Source organism: Curtobacterium sp. PhB142 (assembly GCF_004341255.1).
Taxonomy (GTDB): domain Bacteria; phylum Actinomycetota; class Actinomycetes; order Actinomycetales; family Microbacteriaceae; genus Curtobacterium.
Window position 1 is genome coordinate 206,600 of the sequence record NZ_SLUT01000007.1, and the last position, 18,261, is coordinate 224,860.

Annotated in this window: 16 protein-coding genes and 1 tRNA gene; 7 read left to right on the forward strand and 10 right to left on the reverse strand. The window is 71.3% G+C overall.

Features of this window, described 5'->3' with window-relative positions:
* Nucleotides 1–120 precede the first annotated feature (120 nt).
* Nucleotides 121–729 carry a TetR/AcrR family transcriptional regulator gene (locus tag EDF31_RS15170; RefSeq protein WP_131846719.1) on the reverse strand — a complete coding sequence of 203 codons (609 nt, stop codon included), beginning with the start codon at nt 727–729 and terminating at the stop codon, nt 121–123.
* Nucleotides 730–986: 257 nt separating this feature from the next.
* The gene (locus EDF31_RS15175; protein ID WP_123291876.1) at nt 987–1,772 is read right to left on the reverse strand and encodes a trimeric intracellular cation channel family protein; all 786 of its coding nucleotides are present in this window, start codon (nt 1,770–1,772) and stop codon (nt 987–989) included.
* A gap of 69 nt (nt 1,773–1,841) precedes the next feature.
* Here EDF31_RS15175 and efeU point away from each other — a divergent pair, with 69 nt between their 5' ends.
* Genes efeU through efeB form a run of 3 tightly spaced genes read left to right on the forward strand, consistent with a single transcriptional unit; the run spans nt 1,842 to nt 5,942 of the window.
* Nucleotides 1,842–3,437 carry an iron uptake transporter permease EfeU gene (gene efeU / locus EDF31_RS15180; RefSeq protein ID WP_131846720.1) on the forward strand — a complete coding sequence of 532 codons (1,596 nt, stop codon included), beginning with the start codon at nt 1,842–1,844 and terminating at the stop codon, nt 3,435–3,437.
* Entirely contained in the window at nt 3,424–4,644 is a 1,221-nt protein-coding gene (efeO, locus tag EDF31_RS15185; protein WP_131846721.1) for an iron uptake system protein EfeO, read from the forward strand. Before efeU ends, efeO begins: the two co-directional genes overlap by 14 nt.
* Nucleotides 4,641–5,942: an iron uptake transporter deferrochelatase/peroxidase subunit gene (gene efeB / locus EDF31_RS15190; RefSeq protein ID WP_131846722.1), complete on the forward strand. Its 1,302-nt coding sequence runs from the start codon at nt 4,641–4,643 to the stop codon at nt 5,940–5,942. The genes efeO and efeB overlap by 4 nt, the downstream gene beginning before the upstream one ends.
* A gap of 329 nt (nt 5,943–6,271) precedes the next feature.
* On the opposite strand, the gene EDF31_RS15195 is transcribed toward efeB, so the two are convergent.
* The 3 genes from EDF31_RS15195 to EDF31_RS15205 form a co-directional block, all read right to left on the reverse strand.
* Nucleotides 6,272–8,626, reverse strand: a complete 2,355-nt coding sequence (locus EDF31_RS15195; RefSeq protein WP_131846723.1) for a bifunctional UDP-sugar hydrolase/5'-nucleotidase — start codon at nt 8,624–8,626, stop codon at nt 6,272–6,274.
* Nucleotides 8,627–8,692: 66 nt separating this feature from the next.
* A complete protein-coding gene (locus tag EDF31_RS15200; protein WP_131846724.1) occupies nt 8,693–9,628 on the reverse strand; it encodes a sugar phosphate isomerase/epimerase in 936 nt (311 codons plus the stop codon).
* Nucleotides 9,625–10,782, reverse strand: coding sequence for a Gfo/Idh/MocA family oxidoreductase (locus tag EDF31_RS15205; protein WP_165901446.1), 1,158 nt, complete (start codon nt 10,780–10,782; stop codon nt 9,625–9,627). The genes EDF31_RS15200 and EDF31_RS15205 overlap by 4 nt, the downstream gene beginning before the upstream one ends.
* A gap of 76 nt (nt 10,783–10,858) precedes the next feature.
* On the opposite strand from EDF31_RS15205, the gene EDF31_RS15210 reads away from it, so the two are divergent.
* The 3 genes from EDF31_RS15210 (at nt 10,859) to EDF31_RS15220 (ending at nt 13,277) form a co-directional block, all read left to right on the forward strand.
* The gene (locus EDF31_RS15210; protein ID WP_131846725.1) at nt 10,859–12,280 is read left to right on the forward strand and encodes a glucose-6-phosphate dehydrogenase; all 1,422 of its coding nucleotides are present in this window, start codon (nt 10,859–10,861) and stop codon (nt 12,278–12,280) included.
* 28 nt (nt 12,281–12,308) lie between these two features.
* Complete coding sequence (locus tag EDF31_RS15215) at nt 12,309–13,094, forward strand: dienelactone hydrolase family protein (RefSeq protein WP_131846726.1); 786 nt, start codon at nt 12,309–12,311, stop codon at nt 13,092–13,094.
* A 110-nt stretch (nt 13,095–13,204) separates the two neighbouring features.
* Nucleotides 13,205–13,277, forward strand: a tRNA-Arg gene (locus tag EDF31_RS15220).
* A 96-nt stretch (nt 13,278–13,373) separates the two neighbouring features.
* On the opposite strand, the gene EDF31_RS20045 is transcribed toward EDF31_RS15220, so the two are convergent.
* Nucleotides 13,374–13,532 carry a hypothetical protein gene (locus EDF31_RS20045; protein WP_159572282.1) on the reverse strand — a complete coding sequence of 53 codons (159 nt, stop codon included), beginning with the start codon at nt 13,530–13,532 and terminating at the stop codon, nt 13,374–13,376.
* Between the two features lie 36 nt (nt 13,533–13,568).
* Between EDF31_RS20045 and EDF31_RS15225 the strand changes: the two genes are divergently transcribed.
* Nucleotides 13,569–13,943 carry an HIT family protein gene (locus EDF31_RS15225; protein WP_243650085.1) on the forward strand — a complete coding sequence of 125 codons (375 nt, stop codon included), beginning with the start codon at nt 13,569–13,571 and terminating at the stop codon, nt 13,941–13,943.
* A 71-nt stretch (nt 13,944–14,014) separates the two neighbouring features.
* On the opposite strand, the gene EDF31_RS15230 is transcribed toward EDF31_RS15225, so the two are convergent.
* The 4 genes from EDF31_RS15230 to EDF31_RS15245 form a co-directional block, all read right to left on the reverse strand.
* A complete protein-coding gene (locus tag EDF31_RS15230) occupies nt 14,015–14,338 on the reverse strand; it encodes a DUF4190 domain-containing protein (RefSeq protein WP_165901447.1) in 324 nt (107 codons plus the stop codon).
* A gap of 223 nt (nt 14,339–14,561) precedes the next feature.
* Nucleotides 14,562–16,688: an acyltransferase family protein gene (locus EDF31_RS15235; RefSeq protein ID WP_131846729.1), complete on the reverse strand. Its 2,127-nt coding sequence runs from the start codon at nt 16,686–16,688 to the stop codon at nt 14,562–14,564.
* Between the two features lie 209 nt (nt 16,689–16,897).
* Nucleotides 16,898–17,989: an alkene reductase gene (locus EDF31_RS15240; protein WP_131846730.1), complete on the reverse strand. Its 1,092-nt coding sequence runs from the start codon at nt 17,987–17,989 to the stop codon at nt 16,898–16,900.
* A 41-nt stretch (nt 17,990–18,030) separates the two neighbouring features.
* Complete coding sequence (locus tag EDF31_RS15245; RefSeq protein ID WP_173169183.1) at nt 18,031–18,243, reverse strand: hypothetical protein; 213 nt, start codon at nt 18,241–18,243, stop codon at nt 18,031–18,033.
* Nucleotides 18,244–18,261 lie beyond the last annotated feature (18 nt).

Sequence of the window (18,261 nt, forward strand, 5' to 3'; positions counted from 1 at the left end):
CACCGAGCGGTCAACGCGGCACGGGATCGCCGCCGCCGCACCGTGCGCCGCCGCGCCGTGCGCCGGCCGCGCCGGCCGCGCCGCGCCGCGCCGTGCGCCGCCGCGCCGCGCCGCGCCCGGTCAGCGGCGGCGGATGACCGCCTCGACCAGGGCGGCGATGACCTCGCCGGGGTCGACCCCCGGCAGCGCGGGCCCGTCGAACACGACCCCGACGTTGGCGGCGACGAGCGCCGTGGCGAAGGCATCGAGCGGCATGCCGGCGTCGACCTCCGGGTGCGCCCCGAACCAGAGTCGCACCAGCTCGTGCACGCCGTCCTGCAGCACCCGTCGCTGCCGCACGAACTCCGGCAGCAGGTCGGTGTGTCGGATCGCGTAGGCGCGGAACTCCGACAGCAGCGCGAACTGCGCGCGCTGGTCGTGCCGTCCGAAGGCTGCCCGCACGACGTCCGCGATGTCCGCCGCGGCGATGTCGGCGCGGATGAGCTCCTGCAGCGACCCGAGCACCAGGTTCGTCCCGCGCTGCATGACCTGCGCGAGCAGGTCCTCCTTCGACGAGAAGTTCGAGTAGACCGCGCCCTTGCTGAACCCGGCACGGGCGGCGACCTCGTCGAGACGTGCTCCGTGCACGCCCTGTTCGGCGAAGACGGCAGCGCCGGCGATGAGGAGACGTTCTCGGACCTCGGCCCGTGGTGTCCGCGGCGTGGGGGAGTCGGAGACGTCGTCGTTCATCGTTCCTGCCGGGGCGGGGCACCGGGCTGGAACCCGGGCGGGCGAGCTGGGGGCGGGCGAGCTTGGGGCGGGCGAGTTTGGGGTGGGAGACCTGCCGCGCCGCGCGTCTGATCACGCGCGGCATCAGCGAAGCCCCCATCACCACGTCTGCGCGGAACCGGCGCGTTCGGGTCGCGTCGGTTCGGTGCGGACGACATGAGCCGGGTCGATACCCGACGGTAGGGATGCTACGCCGGAGCACCGACAGATGACACCCCTCAGTCGTCGAACGAGGAATCCGTTGCCGTGTCGTGTTCTTCGCGGACACTGCCCGCTCCCGTGCGCCGTCCGGGGCGTCGGAGCAGCCGGAGTGCGTCGGGTCGCAGGCTCCGCCCGCGCCGCAGCAGCGAGCCGAGCGTCGACTTCGGCTGCCAGTCACGACCGTTGGGCAGTCCCCAGCCGCGGCGGACCGCACCCCAGCGCAGCCCGAGCGACAGCGCGATCGCGGCCACGATCCCGATCGACGGCGACCCGAGGGCGGACGCGACGACCATGACGACCGACGCCGCGACGGCCACAGTGGCGTACAGCGCGTTCCCGCCGAACACCGCTGGCACTCGGCGGAGCAGCAGGTCCCGCATCGCGCCGCCGCCGACCGCGGTGATCGTGCCCATGATGATCGCGGCGGGCCACTCCAAGCCGGCGTCGTAGGTGCGCTGCACCCCGACCACCGCCCAGAACCCGATCACCGCGGCGTCGAGCACGGTGAACAACCGGTCCCAGGTGATCTCGGAGAACGACACGAAGAAGGCGATGAGTGCCCCGGCCAAGGCGACCGGCACGTAGAGCGGGTCGACGAGCGCGACCGGGGGGCCGTTCTGCAGCAGGGTGTCGCGCAGCATGCCGCCGCCGAGCCCCGAGACGAAGCCGACGACCAGGAACCCGAACAGGTCGAAGTCCATCGCGCGGGCGATCGATCCACCGAGGAGGGCGGACGCGAACACCCCGGCGAGGTCGAGCACGTTCGTGACCGACGCCAGGCCATCGACGGACAGCAGGTTCATGAGAACCATCAAACCCCACGCCGAACGACTGGCGGGCCGAACGGCGGTTAGGTTAGCCTCACCTACGTCATGCTCGCCACTCTCGTCATCGGCCTCCGTGAAGGCCTCGAAGCGACGCTCATCGTCGGCATCATCGCCGCGTTCCTGCGTCGCAACCGTGTCCCCCTCGCCCCCATGTGGTTCGGCGTCGGGGTCGCCGTCGTGCTCAGCATCGGCGTCGGGTTCGGCCTGCAGGTCGTCGAGCAGGCCCTGCCGCAGGCGCAGCAGGAGGGCATGGAGGCGATCATCGGCATCGTCGCCGTGGTCTTCGTCACCGGCATGATCGTCTGGATGCGCACCCACGCGCGCACCCTGACCAAGGAACTCGAGGCGAGCGCGACCGAGGCGCTCGGCCGCGGCACCGCGTGGGCACTGGCCGGCATGGCCTTCCTCGCCGTGCTCAAGGAGGGCTTCGAGACCGCGGTCTTCCTCCTCGCGACCTTCCAGGCGTCGTCGGACACCGGTCTCGCCGCCCTCGGCGCGGTCATCGGCATCGCGGGCGCCGTCGTCATCGGCTACGGCATCTACACCGGCGGCGTCCGGCTGAACCTGTCGAAGTTCTTCACCGGCACCGGCGTCTTCCTGGTGTTCGTCGCCGGCGGGCTCGTGCTGACGGTGCTCCGGCGCGCGCACGAGGCCGGGTGGATCGTCATCGGCCAGCAGCGGACCGTCGACCTGTCCTGGCTCGCCCCGAACGGGTCGGTGCAGGGTGCGCTCGTCACGGGCGTGCTCGGCATCCCGCCGGATCCCCGGGTGATCGAGGTGCTCGGGTGGGTCCTCTACGTCGTGCCCGTCCTCGCCCTGACGCTCTGGCCCCGCGCCTGGCGTCCGTCGGCGGCGCGCGTCCCCGCGATCCGCGCCACCGTCGCCGGAGCCCTCGCGGTGGCCGCAGCCGCGCTGGCGATCGCCGTCCCGACGGGCGGCGTCGACCTGCCCGGCTCCGCCACCGTCCGCGGCGACGCCACGTCCGTCTCGGCGGACATCCACGGTGCGTCCGGCGTCCTCCGCGTCGCCGGCACCACCACCGGCCAGGAGGCACGGCTCACGTTGCCGACGTCAGCCCACCGCCGCGTCACCCGCGCGGGCGTGGCCGCCGACCGGTGGCGGGTGCGCACGTCGGCCACCGCAGCGAGCCGCCCCACCACGCTGACGCTCGACGACCTCGTCGACCTGTTCGGCCGGATACCCGTCGGCGTCTCGCCGTCGACGAACCCCGGCCCGTTCACCGCCCGCTGGGCGGTGCGCGACACCGTGACCCTCTGGACGGTCCGTGGTGGGGTCCTGGACGCCACCCGCGACGAACGCACCGTGCTGACGCTGAGCGACGGGGGCCTCCCGTCCGCGCGCACCACGACACTGGACCGCTCCGTGTGGTCCGTCCCCGACTCCCGCGTCGAGCGGTCCGCCACTGCGGTGGCGGCCGCGGACACGCGGGCTGCCGAGCTGCTGCTCTGGAAGGCCTGGTTGCCGATCGCCCTCAGCGTCGCGGCTGCCGCCCAGGCGCTGCTCGCGCTCCGTGACCGCCGTCGTCGGACCGTACCCGTGAACCCCACCCCCGAAACCGTCCCGACGCGCGGCCCACCCGCCGGGGACCCTGCAAGGAGCAACGACTATGCCGTTCGGTAAGCCCGTTCGACCCCTGATCACCCTCGGCGCCCTCGGCGTCGTCACCGCCCTCGCGCTGACCGGCTGCGCGAGCTCCGACGGTGCCTCCGACAGCTCCACCGACGCCGCGAAGGTCTCGCGCGTCACCATCACCCTGACGAACGACGGCTCGGACCAGTGCAAGGTCTCCGAGACGAAGGTCCCCGCCGGGCCGGTCACGTTCTCGGTGAAGAACGAGTCCTCGACCGCCATCACCGAGGTCGAACTGCTGCAGGACCAGCGGATCCTGGGCGAGAAGGAGAACCTCGCACCCGGCCTCGACGCCGTGCAGTTCACCGCGACCCTGACCGGTGGGGAGTACCAGGTGTACTGCCCCGGAGCCGACACCGAGCTCACCGACTTCACGGTCACGGGCAAGGTCACCTCGACCGCGAACAGCAGCGCCGCCACCCTGCTCGACGAGGGCACGAAGGGCTACGCCGACTACGTCGACGGCCAGGTCACCGACATGGTCACCGCGGTCGAACTGCTGCAGAAGGACATCGACGCCGGCGACCTCGACGCCGCGAAGACCGATTACGCGAACGCCCGCCCGTTCTACGAGCACGTCGAGAGCGACGTCGACGGCTTCGTCAAGAAGGGGCACGAGGCGACCGACAACGCCGGCAACCTCGACTACCTGATCGACATGCGCGCCTCGAACCTCGACCCGGCCGTCGGCTGGAGCGGGTTCCACGACGTCGAGAAGGACCTGTTCCAGGCGGGGGAGATCACCGCGTCGACCAAGAAGACCGCGGCCGACCTGACCGAGAACGTGAACCTGCTCGCGAAGCTCGTCCCGACGCTCGACTACAAGCCCGAGGACCTGGCGAACGGTGCCGCCGGCCTGCTCGAAGAGGTCCAGTCGAACAAGGTCACCGGTGAGGAAGAGGCGTACAGCCACATCGACCTCGTCGACCTCGCCGCCAACGTCGAGGGTGCCCGTCAGGCCTTCGCGTACCTCAAGCCGGGCCTGACGAAGCTCGACCCGACCCTGACGAAGCAGATCGCGAAGCAGTTCGACGCGACGAACACGATGATGGACGGCTACCGCAACGCCGACGACCTCGGCGGCTTCGACACGTGGGACGCGGCGACCAAGAAGTCCGACGCGAACCGCATCTCGCAGCAGATCCAGGCCCTGCAGGACCCGCTGTCCCGCCTCGCCGAGAAGGTCGCCACCGCGTGACGCAGCCCGACGACGACCGCGCAGCCCGCACCGGGGTCTCCCGGCGCGGGCTGTTCGGCGCGGGGCTCGCCGCGGCCGGAGCCGGAGCGGGCGCCGCGGTCGGCATCGGCGGCGCGACGGCCGCGACGGGGGTCAACCCGTTCACGGCGGCCGCCAACGGTGACGAGTCCATCGACCTGTCCCAGAGCCACCCGTTCTACGCGACCGCCGCACGGCAGCCGCAGGGCGGGGTGCAGACCGCCCCCCAGCGGTACTGCGTGTTCATGACCTTCGACCTGTCCACCAGCGTCGCGACCGAGCTGCAGGTGCTCCTCGCCCGCTGGTCCGCGGCGATCGCGCAGCTGCAGGCGGGCAAGACCGTCGGCAGCGTCGAGCCCGCGCACGGTGACGGCGTCGGCGCGGACACCGGTGAGGCGCTCGACCTCGGCCCGGCGTCCCTGACGGTCACGGTGGGGTTCGGCCCCGGCGTGTTCGACGAGCGCTTCGGGTTGGCCGACAAGCGTCCGGCGGACCTCGCCGACGTGCCCCGGCTGCCGAGCGACAACCTGCAGGCCGGACTGACCGGCGGCGACCTGTCGTTGCAGGCCTGCGCCGACGACCCGCAGGTGGCGTACCACGCCGTCCGCGACCTGGCCCGGATGGCGCGGGGGACGGCGACCGTGCGGTGGACCGTGCTCGGCTTCGGTCGTGCGTCGGCCGGCCCGCACCAGACGACGCCGCGCAACCTGATGGGCTTCAAGGACGGCACCAGGAACATCACGACGGACGAGGACCACGACCGCTTCGTGTGGGTCGACGACCCGGGCGACGGTGCGGCGTGGATGACCGGCGGCACCTACCAGGTTGTGCGGAAGATCCGGATGAACATCGAGATCTGGGACGCCGACGTCGTCAGCGACCAGCAGCGCGTGTTCGGTCGGTCCAAGATCGAGGGCGCACCGCTGTCCGGCGGGACCGAGCACACGACGCCGGACTTCGCGGCGACCGACGGCGACGGTGCCACGAAGATCGACGCGACGTCCCACATCGCCCTGGCCGCCCACGAGGCGAACGGCGGCGTGAAGATCCTGCGTCGTCCGTACAACTACACCGACGGTCTCAACGAGTACGGCCAGCTCGACGCCGGGCTGCTGTTCCTGGCGTACATGAACGACCCGGAGCACTTCACCCGGCTGCAGCGGAAGCTCGGCGCCTCGGACCGCTTGAACGAGTACATCTCGCACATCGGGTCCGCGGTGTTCGCGATCCCGCCGGCACCGCGCAAGGGGTCGTACATCGGCGAGCAGCTGTTCCGCTGACGGTGTCCGGAGCGCGCTGACGCCGCTGGGGGAGAGGGCGCCCTCCGCCGTTTCCCTGGAGGCGGAGGGCACCCGCGCCGCGGGGTCTCGTCGAACGGAACCACCGCCGACCTGAGAGGCGACCCGGCGCGACGCGTCGCGATGCGACAGCCCCGAGAGTACCCCGCCGATCCCCGGATCCGCAGTGCGAGCGCTGCTATGGGACAGGGAGCGCGGCAGCGGATCCGTGCGCGGTGCGCGCCGGACGCGATCCGTGCCTCCCGGCGTGACGGAACGGGCCGCCTCACGGTGGTGAGACGGCCCGTTCGTGTCGGACGGGAGGCGCGGTGTCAGTCCGTCTGGACGCTCGCGTCGGTCCGTGCGCGCTTCCGGCGCACGGCGACGAGTGCGGTGATGCCCGCCAGCAGGAGCAGGCCCGCTGCGATCCCCGGCGCCGTCAGGTCCGCGCCCGTGTAGGCGAGGTCACCGCCGGCGTTCGTGGAGTCGGCGGGGTCGCCCGCCAGGCCCGTGCCGGTGCCGGTGCCCGTTCCTGGAGCGTTGCCGTTGCCGTTGCCGGCACCCGGGGCGTCCCCGTTGCCCGCGCCCGGGTCAGCCGGGTCCGTGGGGTCGGTCGGGTCCGTGGGCTCCGTCGGGTCCGTCGGATCGACGGCCGCGGCGAGCGGGATGGTCACGGCGAGCGTGATCGTCTGGCCGCCCGGCAGGGTGACGACGAGCGGCTCGTCCGTCGCCGCGGCGGCACGGGCAGCCGTCCGGACCGTCGCTGCGTCGGCCGACGACTGGACGGTCGGCACGGCGAAGGTCAGCGTCGCACGACCCTGCTCGTCGTTCGTGTCGACGATCGTCGGGTCGATCTCGGCGGTGGCGAGCTCGACGTCACCGGCGCTGACCGACACGGTGCCGGCTGCAGCGGGGTCGTCGCTGCTGAACACGAGCGACGACAGGTCGATCGTGATCTCGTCGCCGGGCTGGAACCCGCCCTCGGGGGTCGGCGTGACCGTGGTGCCGACGGCACGCTGGTCGGACGGCGGGGTGACCGTCGGGTTGTCCAGGAAGTAGTCCACCTGCGCCTGCAGGTCGACCTGGCCCGAGTCGGCGATGTTCGCGCCGGTCGCGAAGGCGGCGAAGTTGTCGCCACCGGTCGACAGGAACGAGTTGACCGTCACCTTGAGGGTGTCGTCGAGGGCGATCGACTCGCCGTTCAAGGTCATGCCGGTGATGCGCTCGCCACGGCCCTTCGCGGGGTCGTAGGTGTACGCGAAGCCGTCCGAGACGCCGAGCTTGAGGAACGGACGCGGCAGGCCGTCCGGCTGCCACTGCTGCTCGAGGGCGTCCTTGATCTGCTGGCCGGTCATGTCCTCGGTGACGAGGGTGTTCGCGAACGGCTGGACGAGCGCGGCCTCCTTGTAGGTCACGGTGCCGTCCGGGTCGCCGACGCCGCTCGACGCGTAGACCATGTCCGTGCGCAGCCCGCCGGGGTTCATGAAGGCGATCTGCGAGCCGTTGCGCACGGTCGCGGAGCGCTGCACCTCGGCGATGTAGTTGCCCAGGACGGACTCGCCGCCGCGGTTCTCGGTCGTGCGGTCCGACTGCACCGCACGACGCAGGTCGCCGGTGATCTCGCCGAGCTTCTTGCTGCCCTCGACGTCGGCGACGGCCTTCGCAGCCGTCACGATGTCGGCCACCGCGTCCACCGAGGTGGAGTCGGCCGGCACACGGGTCTCACCGTTGACCGACTTGACCTCGGACGTGATGCCGGTGAGCTGCTTGTCGGCGTCGACGGTGAGCTGCAGGTGTCCGAAGTTCACGCCGTAGGAACCGGTCTGGATCACCGGGCGGGTCGTGCCGTCGGGACCCGCGATCTGGTGGTTGTAGGTCGCGTGGGTGTGTGCGGAGACGATCGCGGACACCTTCGACGAGACGCCCGAGGTGATCGTGCCGAACACGCCGGACCCGGTCGCGTCGGCGAGGGCGTTCGTGGGAGCACCCTCGTGCACCAGCAGGACGAGCACGTCGGCCTCGCCGTTGCTGTCGACACCGTCGGTGAGCTGGTCGGCGTACTTGTTGACCTGGCTGACGATCGGGGCCATCGCGAGGCCCTCGACACCGCCGGGGCTGACGAGCCCCGGGATGAGGTCCTCGGTGGTCGCGCCGATGAAGCCGACCTTCACGCCGCCCTTCTCCACGATGGAGTACGGCTCGAACGCGGGGTCGGTCGTGCCCTGCTTGACGATGTTCGCCGAGACGTAGGGCCAGTCGGCCCGGTCCTCGATGCGCCCGGTCAGGTCGTCCTGGCCCTTGTCGAGCTCGTGGTTGCCGATCGCGCTGACGTCGAGGTCCATGGCGTTGAGCGCATCGATCGTCGGGGCGTCCTGCTGGATCAGCGAGGTGAACGTCGAGGCACCGACGTTGTCGCCGACACTGGCGAAGATCGTGTTCGGGTTGGCCTCGCGGTACGACTGCACGACCCCGGCGAGCTCGGCGGCACCGGCCGCCTTGTCGACGGCGGTGCCCTCGGACTCGATGCGGCCGTGGAAGTCGTTGACGTCGATGATGTCGATCGTCGTGTCGCCCTCGGCAGCGACGGCGGTGGAGGGGACGGACAGTGCGACGAGCACACCCGCGGTGGCGAAGGCCGCGCCGCTGGTGATGCGCCGTCGGCGGCGCGGAGAGGAGTGGAGGTTCATCGTCGGAGAACCTATGAGGACGCACAGCCGACCCGCCAGTGTCGGGTCGAAGTCGTCACACGACGTTCACATGAGCTGGGGGTCCTGTGCGATGAGGGGACGGAGCGTGCGGTGGGCGATGCGCAGCCCCTCGAGGACCTTCTCGTCCGTGCCGCCCCAGAGCGGGTCCTCGTGCTCGACCGACAGGGTGCCGTCGAACCCCGCTTCGTACAGGCGGTCGACGACGTGCGGCCAGTCCACGACGCCACGGCCCGGCACCCGGAAGCGCCACCAGCCCATGTCCCACGGGTCGTCACCCTTGTCGACCTTGCCGAAGAACCCGTACTCGTTGCGCTCCCGGGGGAACAGCTCGAGGTCCTTCGCCTGCGCGTGCACGATGTGCTCGGCGAACGGCAAGATCGTCTCGACCGGGTCGATGCCGATCCAGGTCAGGTGCGACGGGTCCCAGTTCAGACCGAAGCCGAGGCCGGTGACCCAACCCCAGAGCTCGGGGGAGTACGCCAGGTTGCCGGGGTAGCCGTCCGGGTGCCAGCCCTCCATCACGCAGTTCTCGATGATCAACCGCACACCGCGCTCGCCGGCGTAGTCGACGAGCTCAGGGAGCACTCGGTCGCCGATCCGCATGTTGTCGACGACGCTGCGGCTCATGTCTCGGCCGATGAACGTGCCGACGTACGGCACGCCGAGCACCTGTGCGGCATCGATCGCGTGCTTGAGGTGGGTGCGGACCTCCTCGCGGCGGTCGAGGTCCTGGTGCAGGTTGTTCTCGTAGTACGCGAGCGCCGAGATCTCGAGGCCGGTGCGGTCGAGCAGGTCACGGGTCGCAGCGGCGTCCTCGTCGGTGAACGTCGCCACCGGCAGGTGCGCCGCCTCGAAGTCGCGGCCACCGGTGCCGGGCCACACGCCGACCTCGAGCCGCTCGTACCCTTGCTCGGCAGCGAAGGCCGTGATGCGGTCGAGGGTCCAGCCGGGCAGGCAGGCCGTCAGCATGCCGAGCTTCACCGGATCTCCCGCCACGTGGTGTCGGCCGCGCTGGTGATCACGGCGTCGATGATGTCGGCGGAGCGTGCGCCGTCCGCGAAGGTCGGCAGGCCGTCGGGGGCCACACCGGTGCGGACCGCGGTGTAGGTGTCGGCGACGAACGCGGCGAACGCGTCGAGGTAGCCCTGCGGGTGCCCGGACGGCACGATCGCCAGACGCCGCTGGTCCGGGTACCCCTGCGACGGGTCGCGCACGACGATCTGCGCACCACGCTCGTTGCCGAACCACGCGGACTCGGGCTGTTCCTGGTCGAAGGCGGCGCTGCCCCGGGTGCCGTCGACCTCGAACCACAGGCGGTTCTTCCGACCGGACGCCACCTGCGAGATCACCACGTTGCCGATGCGCCCGGTGCCGGTGCGGAACGTCGCGACCGCGGTGTCCTCGGTGGTGACCTCGGCCCGTTCCGCAGCGTCGGCAACCGGGTCGGGGTCCGGGGATCCGGAGAACGACGGCCCCGAGGCCGCCGGCCGGGTCGGGTACACGATGTCGGTCGCCGCGGACACCGAGGTGAAGCGCTCACCGGTGACGAACTCGACCAGGTCGCACCAGTGCGAACCGATGTCGGCGAACGCGCGGGACAACCCGCTCGAGGTGGGGTCGACCCGCCAGCTCGAGGCGTCCTCGTCGAGCATCCAGTCCTGCAGGTAGTGGCCGTGCACGGCGAGCAGTCGGCCGAGGTCGCCGTCGGCGATGCGCGCGCGGATCTCACGGATCATCGGGTGGTAGCGGTACACGAACGGCACCGTGGCGACGACACCGGCGTCCGCCGCCGCGGCGACGAGTTCGGCGGCCTGCGCCGGGTCGATCGCGAGGGGCTTCTCGCACACCACGTGGATGCCCGCGGCGATGACCGCCATCGCCTGCGGGTGGTGCTGGTCGTTCGGCGTGCAGATGTGCACGACGTCGGGGGCGTCCGCGATGACGTCGTCGAGCGAGGCGTACCCACGAGGCAGGTCGAGTTGCGCCGCGACCTGCTCGGAGCGCGATGCGTTCCGGCCGAGCACCCCGAGCACCTCGGCACCGGCGGCCCGGGCCGCGCGGGCGTGGACCCCCGCGATCATGCCGGTGCCGATCACGACGACGCGGAGGCGTCGTCCTTCGTACCCACTGCTCATGGTGCTCCCTCGCGCCGAACTGTCACCACCGTAGCGGCCCGGCCGTCCACCGGGGCCGATGAGTACGGTCGGAGGCATGTCGAGCCTCCAGACCAGCCTGCTCATCCTCGGAGCCAGCGGCGACCTGTCCAAGCGCCTGCTCCTGCCGGGTCTCGCGACCCTGCTCGAGGTCAAGGACGACTGGGACGTCCAGCTCATCGGGGCGGGTGTCGAGGACCTCTCCGACGCCGACTGGAAGGCGCAGGTGCGCGAGTCCTTCGAGAACGCGCAGGCGTCGAAGAACGAGGGCGACGAAGGGGCGGAGGGCGACTCGTCGCTGTCGGAGCGGCTGCAGGCCGTGATCGACGCGTCCTCGTACCGGAAGGCCGACGTCACGAGCGCCGACGACCTGCGCGCGCTGCTCGGAGCCTGCGACCACGACCCCGCGATCTACTTCGCGCTGCCCCCGGCCGTGACCGAGAAGAGCTGCGAACAGCTCGCCCACCTCGACCTGCCGAAGCGCACCCGCCTGGCGCTCGAGAAGCCGTTCGGCACCGACGCGGCCAGCGCCGAGCACCTGAACGACCTGCTGCACTCGTTCATCCCCGAGGAGCGCATCCACCGGGTCGACCACTTCCTCGGCCGTTCGACGGTGCTCAACCTGATCGGGCTGCGCTTCGCGAACCGCATCATCGAGCCCCTGCTGTCCTCGCAGCACGTCGAACGGGTCGACATCGTGTACGACGAGACCCTCGGGCTCGAGGGACGCGCCCGCTACTACGACAAGGCCGGTGCCCTCACCGACATGATCCAGAGCCACCTGCTCCAGGTCATGGCGGTCGTGGCGATGGAGGCACCGGCGTCGATCGACGCCGACGACCTGCGGACCCAGAAGGAACTCGTGCTGCGCGCCGTGCGGCCGTGGGGCGGGGACGTGGTCGCCGCCGGCAAGCGCGCCCGGTACACCGCGGGCACGGTCGGCGACCGCAAGCTGCCGTCGTACGCCGACGAGGACGGCGTCGACCCCTCGCTCGGCACCGAGACACTCGCCCAGCTGACCCTGGAGATCGCAAACTGGCGATGGGCCGGCGTCCCCTTCACACTGCGTTCCGGCAAGGCGCTTGCGAAGCAGCGCCGGGAGATCGTCATCACGTTCAAGGACTCCCCGCAGGTGCCGGTCGGTCTGTCCGGCGCCGCCCAGCCCGACCGGCTCCGGATCTGGATCGCCCCGGACGAGATGCAGCTCGAGCTGAACGTCAACGGCCCCGGCGACCCGTACACGATCGACCGCACGAGTCTCGAGACGACGTTCAACCCCGGACGGCTCAGCGCCTACGGCGAGGTCCTGGCCGGTGTGCTCGAGGGCGATGCGACGCTGTCGGTCCGCGGTGACAGCGCCGTGCAGGGCTGGAAGGTCGTCGGCCCGTTCCTCGAGGCGTGGAAGGCCGGCACGACGCCGCTCGACGAGTACCCGGCCGGGTCGAGCGGTCCTGAGGACTGGGACAACATCGAGGCCTGAGCCGGACGGCGGCGTAGCGTCGGACGACGTGACCACCATCGACGACGTCCTGCAGACCGTTCCCGAACCCGCCGGCGCCGACATCCGTGTCGAGCCCGTCCACTACGACCACGACGGCACCGACCTGCTCGGCGTGCTCGCGAAGGACGCTGCCGTGGCCGGGCCCCGTCCGGCCGTCCTGGTCGTGCACGACTGGCACGGCGTGAACGAGCACGTGGAGGCACGGGTGACGATGCTCGCCCGCCTGGGCTACGTCGCGTTCGGCGCGGACATCTACGGCGCCGGCGTCCGGCCCGGTGACGACACCGCCGGCCAGGTCGCCGGGTCGTACTACCAGGACCTGCCGTTGCTCCGGGCACGTGCGACCGCCGGCCTCGAGCGGCTGCGACAGGACCCCGACGTCGACACCGCCCGCATCGTCGTCATCGGCTACTGCTTCGGCGGCTCCACCGCGATCGAGCTCGCGCGCACCGGCGCGGATCTCGTCGGTGCGGTGTCGTTCCACGGCGGGCTCATCACGCACGAGCCCGCCGACGCCTCGGCGATCCGGGCGAAGCTGCTCGTGCTGACCGGGGGAGCGGACCCGGTCGTGCCCGACGACGCCGTGCACGCCTGGCAGGACGAGATGCGCACCGAGCCCGGCGTCGACTGGCAGGTCGTCACCTACGCCGGGGCCATGCACGCGTTCGCCGTGCCCGGGACCGACGCGCCCGACCACGGCGCCCAGTACCAGGAGCGCGCCGACCGCCGATCGTGGCAGGCGCTGCGGGTGTTCCTGGCCGAGGTCTTCGACGAGGAGGCCGCGGCGCTGTGACGTCGGGGGCTCGGCTGTCGCCTCGCGACACGCCGGGTGGAGCGGTCGGGCGGCCTCGATTGGCGCCCGGGCCGGAGCTGTTGTAGAGTCTTCCACGGCCGCAAGGCCACGCGCTCGTAGCTCAATGGATAGAGCATCTGACTACGGATCAGAAGGTTGGGGGTTCGAGTCCCTTCGAGCGCACAGTGCCGGTTGAACGGCATGACACCGAACAGATGAAGGGCCCCGGCGGATTCCGCCGGGGCCCTTCATCGTTGGTGGTGGCGCGTGAGTCGTGTTTCACCGACGCTGACGCCCGAGCAGCGCGATCCCCAGTACGACCAGCGCCACGACGACGAGCCCGACGACGACGAGCAGGGGGAGCAGGTCGATCGACGCGGTGTCGTGGCACTCGACGGTTCCCACGGCACAGGATGCGAGGACGGTCGTCGTGGTCATGGTCCGAGTGAAGCACGGCGAGGTTGGATGGGGAACATGACGACGACGTCCGTGTTCGAACTGGTACCACGCACGCAGTGGGTCGCGGACGACGAGCTCGTCTTCGCGATCCTCGATGCACACCCGGTGTCACCTGGCCACACGCTCGTCATCCCGAAGCGGCGGATCACCAGCTGGTTCGATGCGACCGAGGGAGAGCTCGCCGCGATGACCCGGATGGTGGCGCTGCTGAAGGCCCGGCTCGACGAGCAGCACCACCCCGACGGCTACAACGTCGGGTTCAACGACGGATCCGCCGCTGGCCAGACCGTCTTCCACGCCCACCTTCATGTCATCCCGCGCTTCGACGGCGATGTCCCGGCGCCGGCGGGCGGGGTGCGGCACGCCGTCGTCGGGCGCGGCCACTCCTGAGCGCGGTGGTCAGTGGTCGGTGGTCAGTGGCCAGTGGCCAGTGGCCAGCGGCCGGAGGACGGGGCGACGAGTCAGCCCCAGAGGTGGATCGTCGAGTCGATGACTCCGGACAGCGCGAGGGCTCCGGGGACGAGCACGCCGAACAGCGTGAGCGTCGCGCCGATCAGGACGGCCGCGAACGCCAGTCCGTCACCGCGCTCGCCGGTCCGTCGGACCTCGTGCCGCGCGATGAACCCGACGACGACGCCGCCGATCGGGGCGACGAAGGCGAGCGCGACCGCCACGACGGCGAGCAGGCTCAGCGGCGCGAGTCCGGGCGTCCCGTCCGTGCTCGGGGTGGAGGCTGCCGGGGCGGAGGCGGCCGGCGCGGAACGCTCGGGGGCGAGGTCGGTCACGGGAGTCTTCCGTTCAGTCGGCGCACGTGGCGAGCTGCGGGCGTGCGAGGTCCGCTCAAGAGTAGAGCGACGGCGCCCGGAGCGGAGGCCTGCATTCGGGGTCCAGCTGCGCGGTCGGGCGACTTCGTGAGCAGAAATGGTCGGGTTCATCGACGGGACTCGACCATTTGTGCTCACGAAGCGCACGGCTCACGAAGCGCATGCGCTCACGAAGCGCACGCGCTCAGCGCCCGAGCGCCGTGAGCTGCTTCTGCAACCCGCGCTCGAGGTACGGCTCCAGAGACGTCGCCCACGTCGCCGTGATGTGCGTGGTGTCCCGGTAGACCAGCACGCCGCCGATCACCGCGGGGCAGGTCGTCTCGGTGCAGTAGTAGTCGGTCAGGTCGATCACCCCGGCTCGTCCTCCGGCGGCCTTGAACGCCCGCACGGCCTCGATCGAGGAGTCGGTCTGGGCGAGCGCCTCGGAGCGGGGCCGGTCGCACGACGCGTTCGTCGGCCCGGACATCTTGCTCACACAGGCGATGACGTCGGGCCGGGGGACCGGGTTGTCGCGGATCGCGATGACGGGGAGTTCGTCGCCGGCGGCCTGCTCCCAGGCGTCGACGAGGCCGTTGCGGGTGGCGATGTCGCGTGAGGCTCCGGCCGGCAGGCTGACGGGCATCTGCGTGGCGGAGTGGGTGACGACCAGGGCGTCGGCGTCGCGGTGGGCGCGGACGTAGTCGATGGCCGCGTGCTTCCACGCGTTGCAGCCGCGCAGCGCGCCGGCGTTCACCGAGTTCTGCTGCGCCGTCGTGAGGTAGCACCCGCCGATGCCGGCCATGTCGATGCGCCACCCGTTGTCGTCGGCGATCTTCTCGTAGGCGCCGAGCAGGGCGTTGCTGTGCGAGTCGCCGATGACGATCAGGTGCTTCGACCAGCCGGTCGCCTTGCCGAGCACGCAGGTGCGGAAGGTGCCGTTCCAGCACTCGGGGCGGTTCGCGTCGTCGTCCTCGGCCGCGGCGGGGGCCGGGATCCGGGTGTCGGCGAGGGCCGGGTCGACGCAGGGGTCGGCGGAGCTGATCCGTGCGGCTGCTCCGATGCAGGACTCGTCGTCCTGTGCCCGTTCGGTCGCGAGCCGCTTCGTGAGCTGCTCGGTGGCGCCTTCGGCGTGGACCTCCTGCACGTAGACGGCGGTCAGGGTCGAGGCGCCGAGCGTGACGACCGTGAAGGTGCAGATGACGCCGAGGGCGACGACCCCGCGGGGCCGCAGGTCGCGCAGCCAGGTCGAGAAGCGTACGGGTTCCTCGAACCAGATGGTCGTGACGGCGGCGAGTCCGACCGACACCAGGAGCACCGAGGTGCTGGTCGCCCAGTCGAGCGGGCGTCCGAGCATGATCGGCAGGATCACGACGAGCGGCCAGTGCCAGAGGTACAGCGCGTACGAGATCCGTCCGGTGAACGCGACCGGTCCGAGCGCGCCGATCGACTCGAACACGGTGCGTCCGCCGAACAGCACCACGAGGGTCGCGCCGGCGACGGGGAGCAGCGCGGCGATCCCGGGGAACGGCGTCTCCGCCCCGATGACGAACAGGGACAGGACGAGGGCCACGGCGCCGACGCTCGTCAGGATCATGCGCACCCGCCGGGCGACCTCGGTGCGGACCTCGGGCAGGTGCACGGTCGCGGCGAGGCCGCCCAGTGCGAACTCCCACGCGCGGGTGCCGGTGGAGAAGTACGCGACGCCGGGGTTCGTGCTGGTCTGCACGATGCTCCACACCAGGGACAGCACGACGACCGCGCCGAGCAGCAGGCGTGCGGTGGTCAGCGTCGAGAGGCGCCCGCGCACGGCGACGGCCAACCCGAGCAGCAGCAGCGGCAGGACGATGTAGAACTGCTCCTCGACCGACAGTGACCAGAAGTGCTGGAACGGTGAGGGGTCGTCCGCCGAGGCCAGGTAGTCGACCGAGTTCGCCGCCAGCTCCCAGTTCTGCAGGTAGACCGTCGACGCGATGAGCTCGCGGCCGTACTGCCCCCACAGTGCGCTCGGCACGGCGGCGAGCACCGCTGCGCCGGTGGTGGTGATGGTGAGGAACGCGGCCGGCAGCAGGCGTTTGGCTCGGCGTGACCAGAACCGGCCGAGGTGGATCGTGCCGGTGGCGACCTGTTCGCGCAGCAGGAGTCCGGTGATGAGGAACCCGGAGATCACGAAGAAGACGTCGACCCCGACGAACCCGCCCCGCAGGGCGTGCGGCCACAGGTGGTACACGACGACGGCCAGCACCGCGAACGCGCGGAGACCCTGGATGTCCCACCGCGTCGTGTCGCGCGCGCGGTGCGCGGGGCCCCGCGCGCCCGGCGTTGCAGTGTTCACTGCGACGATCCTACGAGAAGCGCGTCACGCCCTGGGACGGCACGCGAGAAGACGGGAGGCCCGTGGCGGTCTCGCCACGGGCCTCCCGTCCGTCGTTCGCTCGCCCCCACCCCGTGGGGTTCCGAGATCTCGGAACCCCGCGGGCACGCGCCGTCCTGATCGGAACCTCGACGCACAGCGCGCCGCGTGTCGTGGAACCGCGCGCAGCGTCAGACGGTCGCGCGCACCTCGGCCAGCGACGGGTAGTCGGTGTAGCCCTCGGCGCCCGCGCCGTAGAAGAGCTTCGGGCGGGGCTCGTTGAGCTCCGCGTCCTGCTCCCAGCGGTGGGCGAGGTCCGGGTTCGCGATGGCGGGACGGCCGACGGCGATCGCGTCGGCGATGTCCTGGTCGTGGACGACGGTGATCGCTTCCTCACGCGTGGTCATCGCGCTGAAGCCCGAGTTGACGATGAACGGTGCGCCCGCGGTGCGACGGACGTGCTGCACGAGGTCGCCGGTCGGCTCGGCGTGCAGGACGTCGATGAACGCGAGTCCGAGCGGGGCGAGGCCCTCGGCGATCGCCGTGTAGGTCGCGCGGACGTCGGCCGCGTCGTCCTCGATGACGCCCTGGATGCCGTGCTCGGGCGACAGGCGGATGCCGGTGCGGTCCGCGCCGACGGCTTCGGTGACCGCGGTCGTGACCTCGATCGCGAAGCGGGCGCGGTTCTCGGGGGAGCCGCCGTACTGGTCGGTGCGGGTGTTCGACACCGGGGACATGAACTCGTGCACGAGGTAGCCGTTGGCTCCGTGGACCTCGACGCCGTCGAGTCCGGCGGCGATCGCGTTGCGGGCGGCCTGCGCGAAGCCCTGCACGGCGTCCTGCACCTCGGCGGTGGTCAGCTCGTGGGGGACGGGCATGTCGGCCTTGCCGGTCGCGGTGTGGGTCTGACCGGGAGCGGCGATGGCGCTCGGGGCGACGATGCGCGGCGTCTGCGAGATGTCGGGGTGCGAGACACGGCCACCGTGCATGAGCTGCATCACGATGGTGCCGCCCTCGGCGTGCACGGCGTCGGCGACGCGGCGCCAGCCGGCGATCTGCTCGTCGGTCTCGATGCCGGGCTGCCCGGGGTAGGAGCGGCCTTCCTGCACGGGCCAGGTGCCCTCGGTGATGATCATGCCGAGGCCCGCACGCTGACGGTAGTGCTCGACGAGCAGGTCGTTCGGGATGCCGTGCTCACCGGCGCGGGTGCGCGTGAGCGGGGCCATGACGACGCGGTTCGACAGGCGCAGGGCGCCGAAGGAGGTGGGTTCGAAGAGCTTCACGAGGGAGTGGAACGTCGTGTTGCTCGGTGCAATTCCCGCCGTCAGTCGCGCGGGCAGACCAGGGTCGACGAACGGACCTGGCCCTCGGGGCGGATCACCTGGTGCAGGGAGAGGGGCTTGCCGCAGATCGGGCAGCCGCGGTCCACCGATCGGTCGTCGACCCCCTCGGGGTGTCCGGCGCCGATCTGCGACGGTCCCATCTTGTTGATGAGCGTCGTGTTCCACCGTTCGTACCACTTGCCGAAGCGCCCCACGGTGCGTCCTTTCGTTCG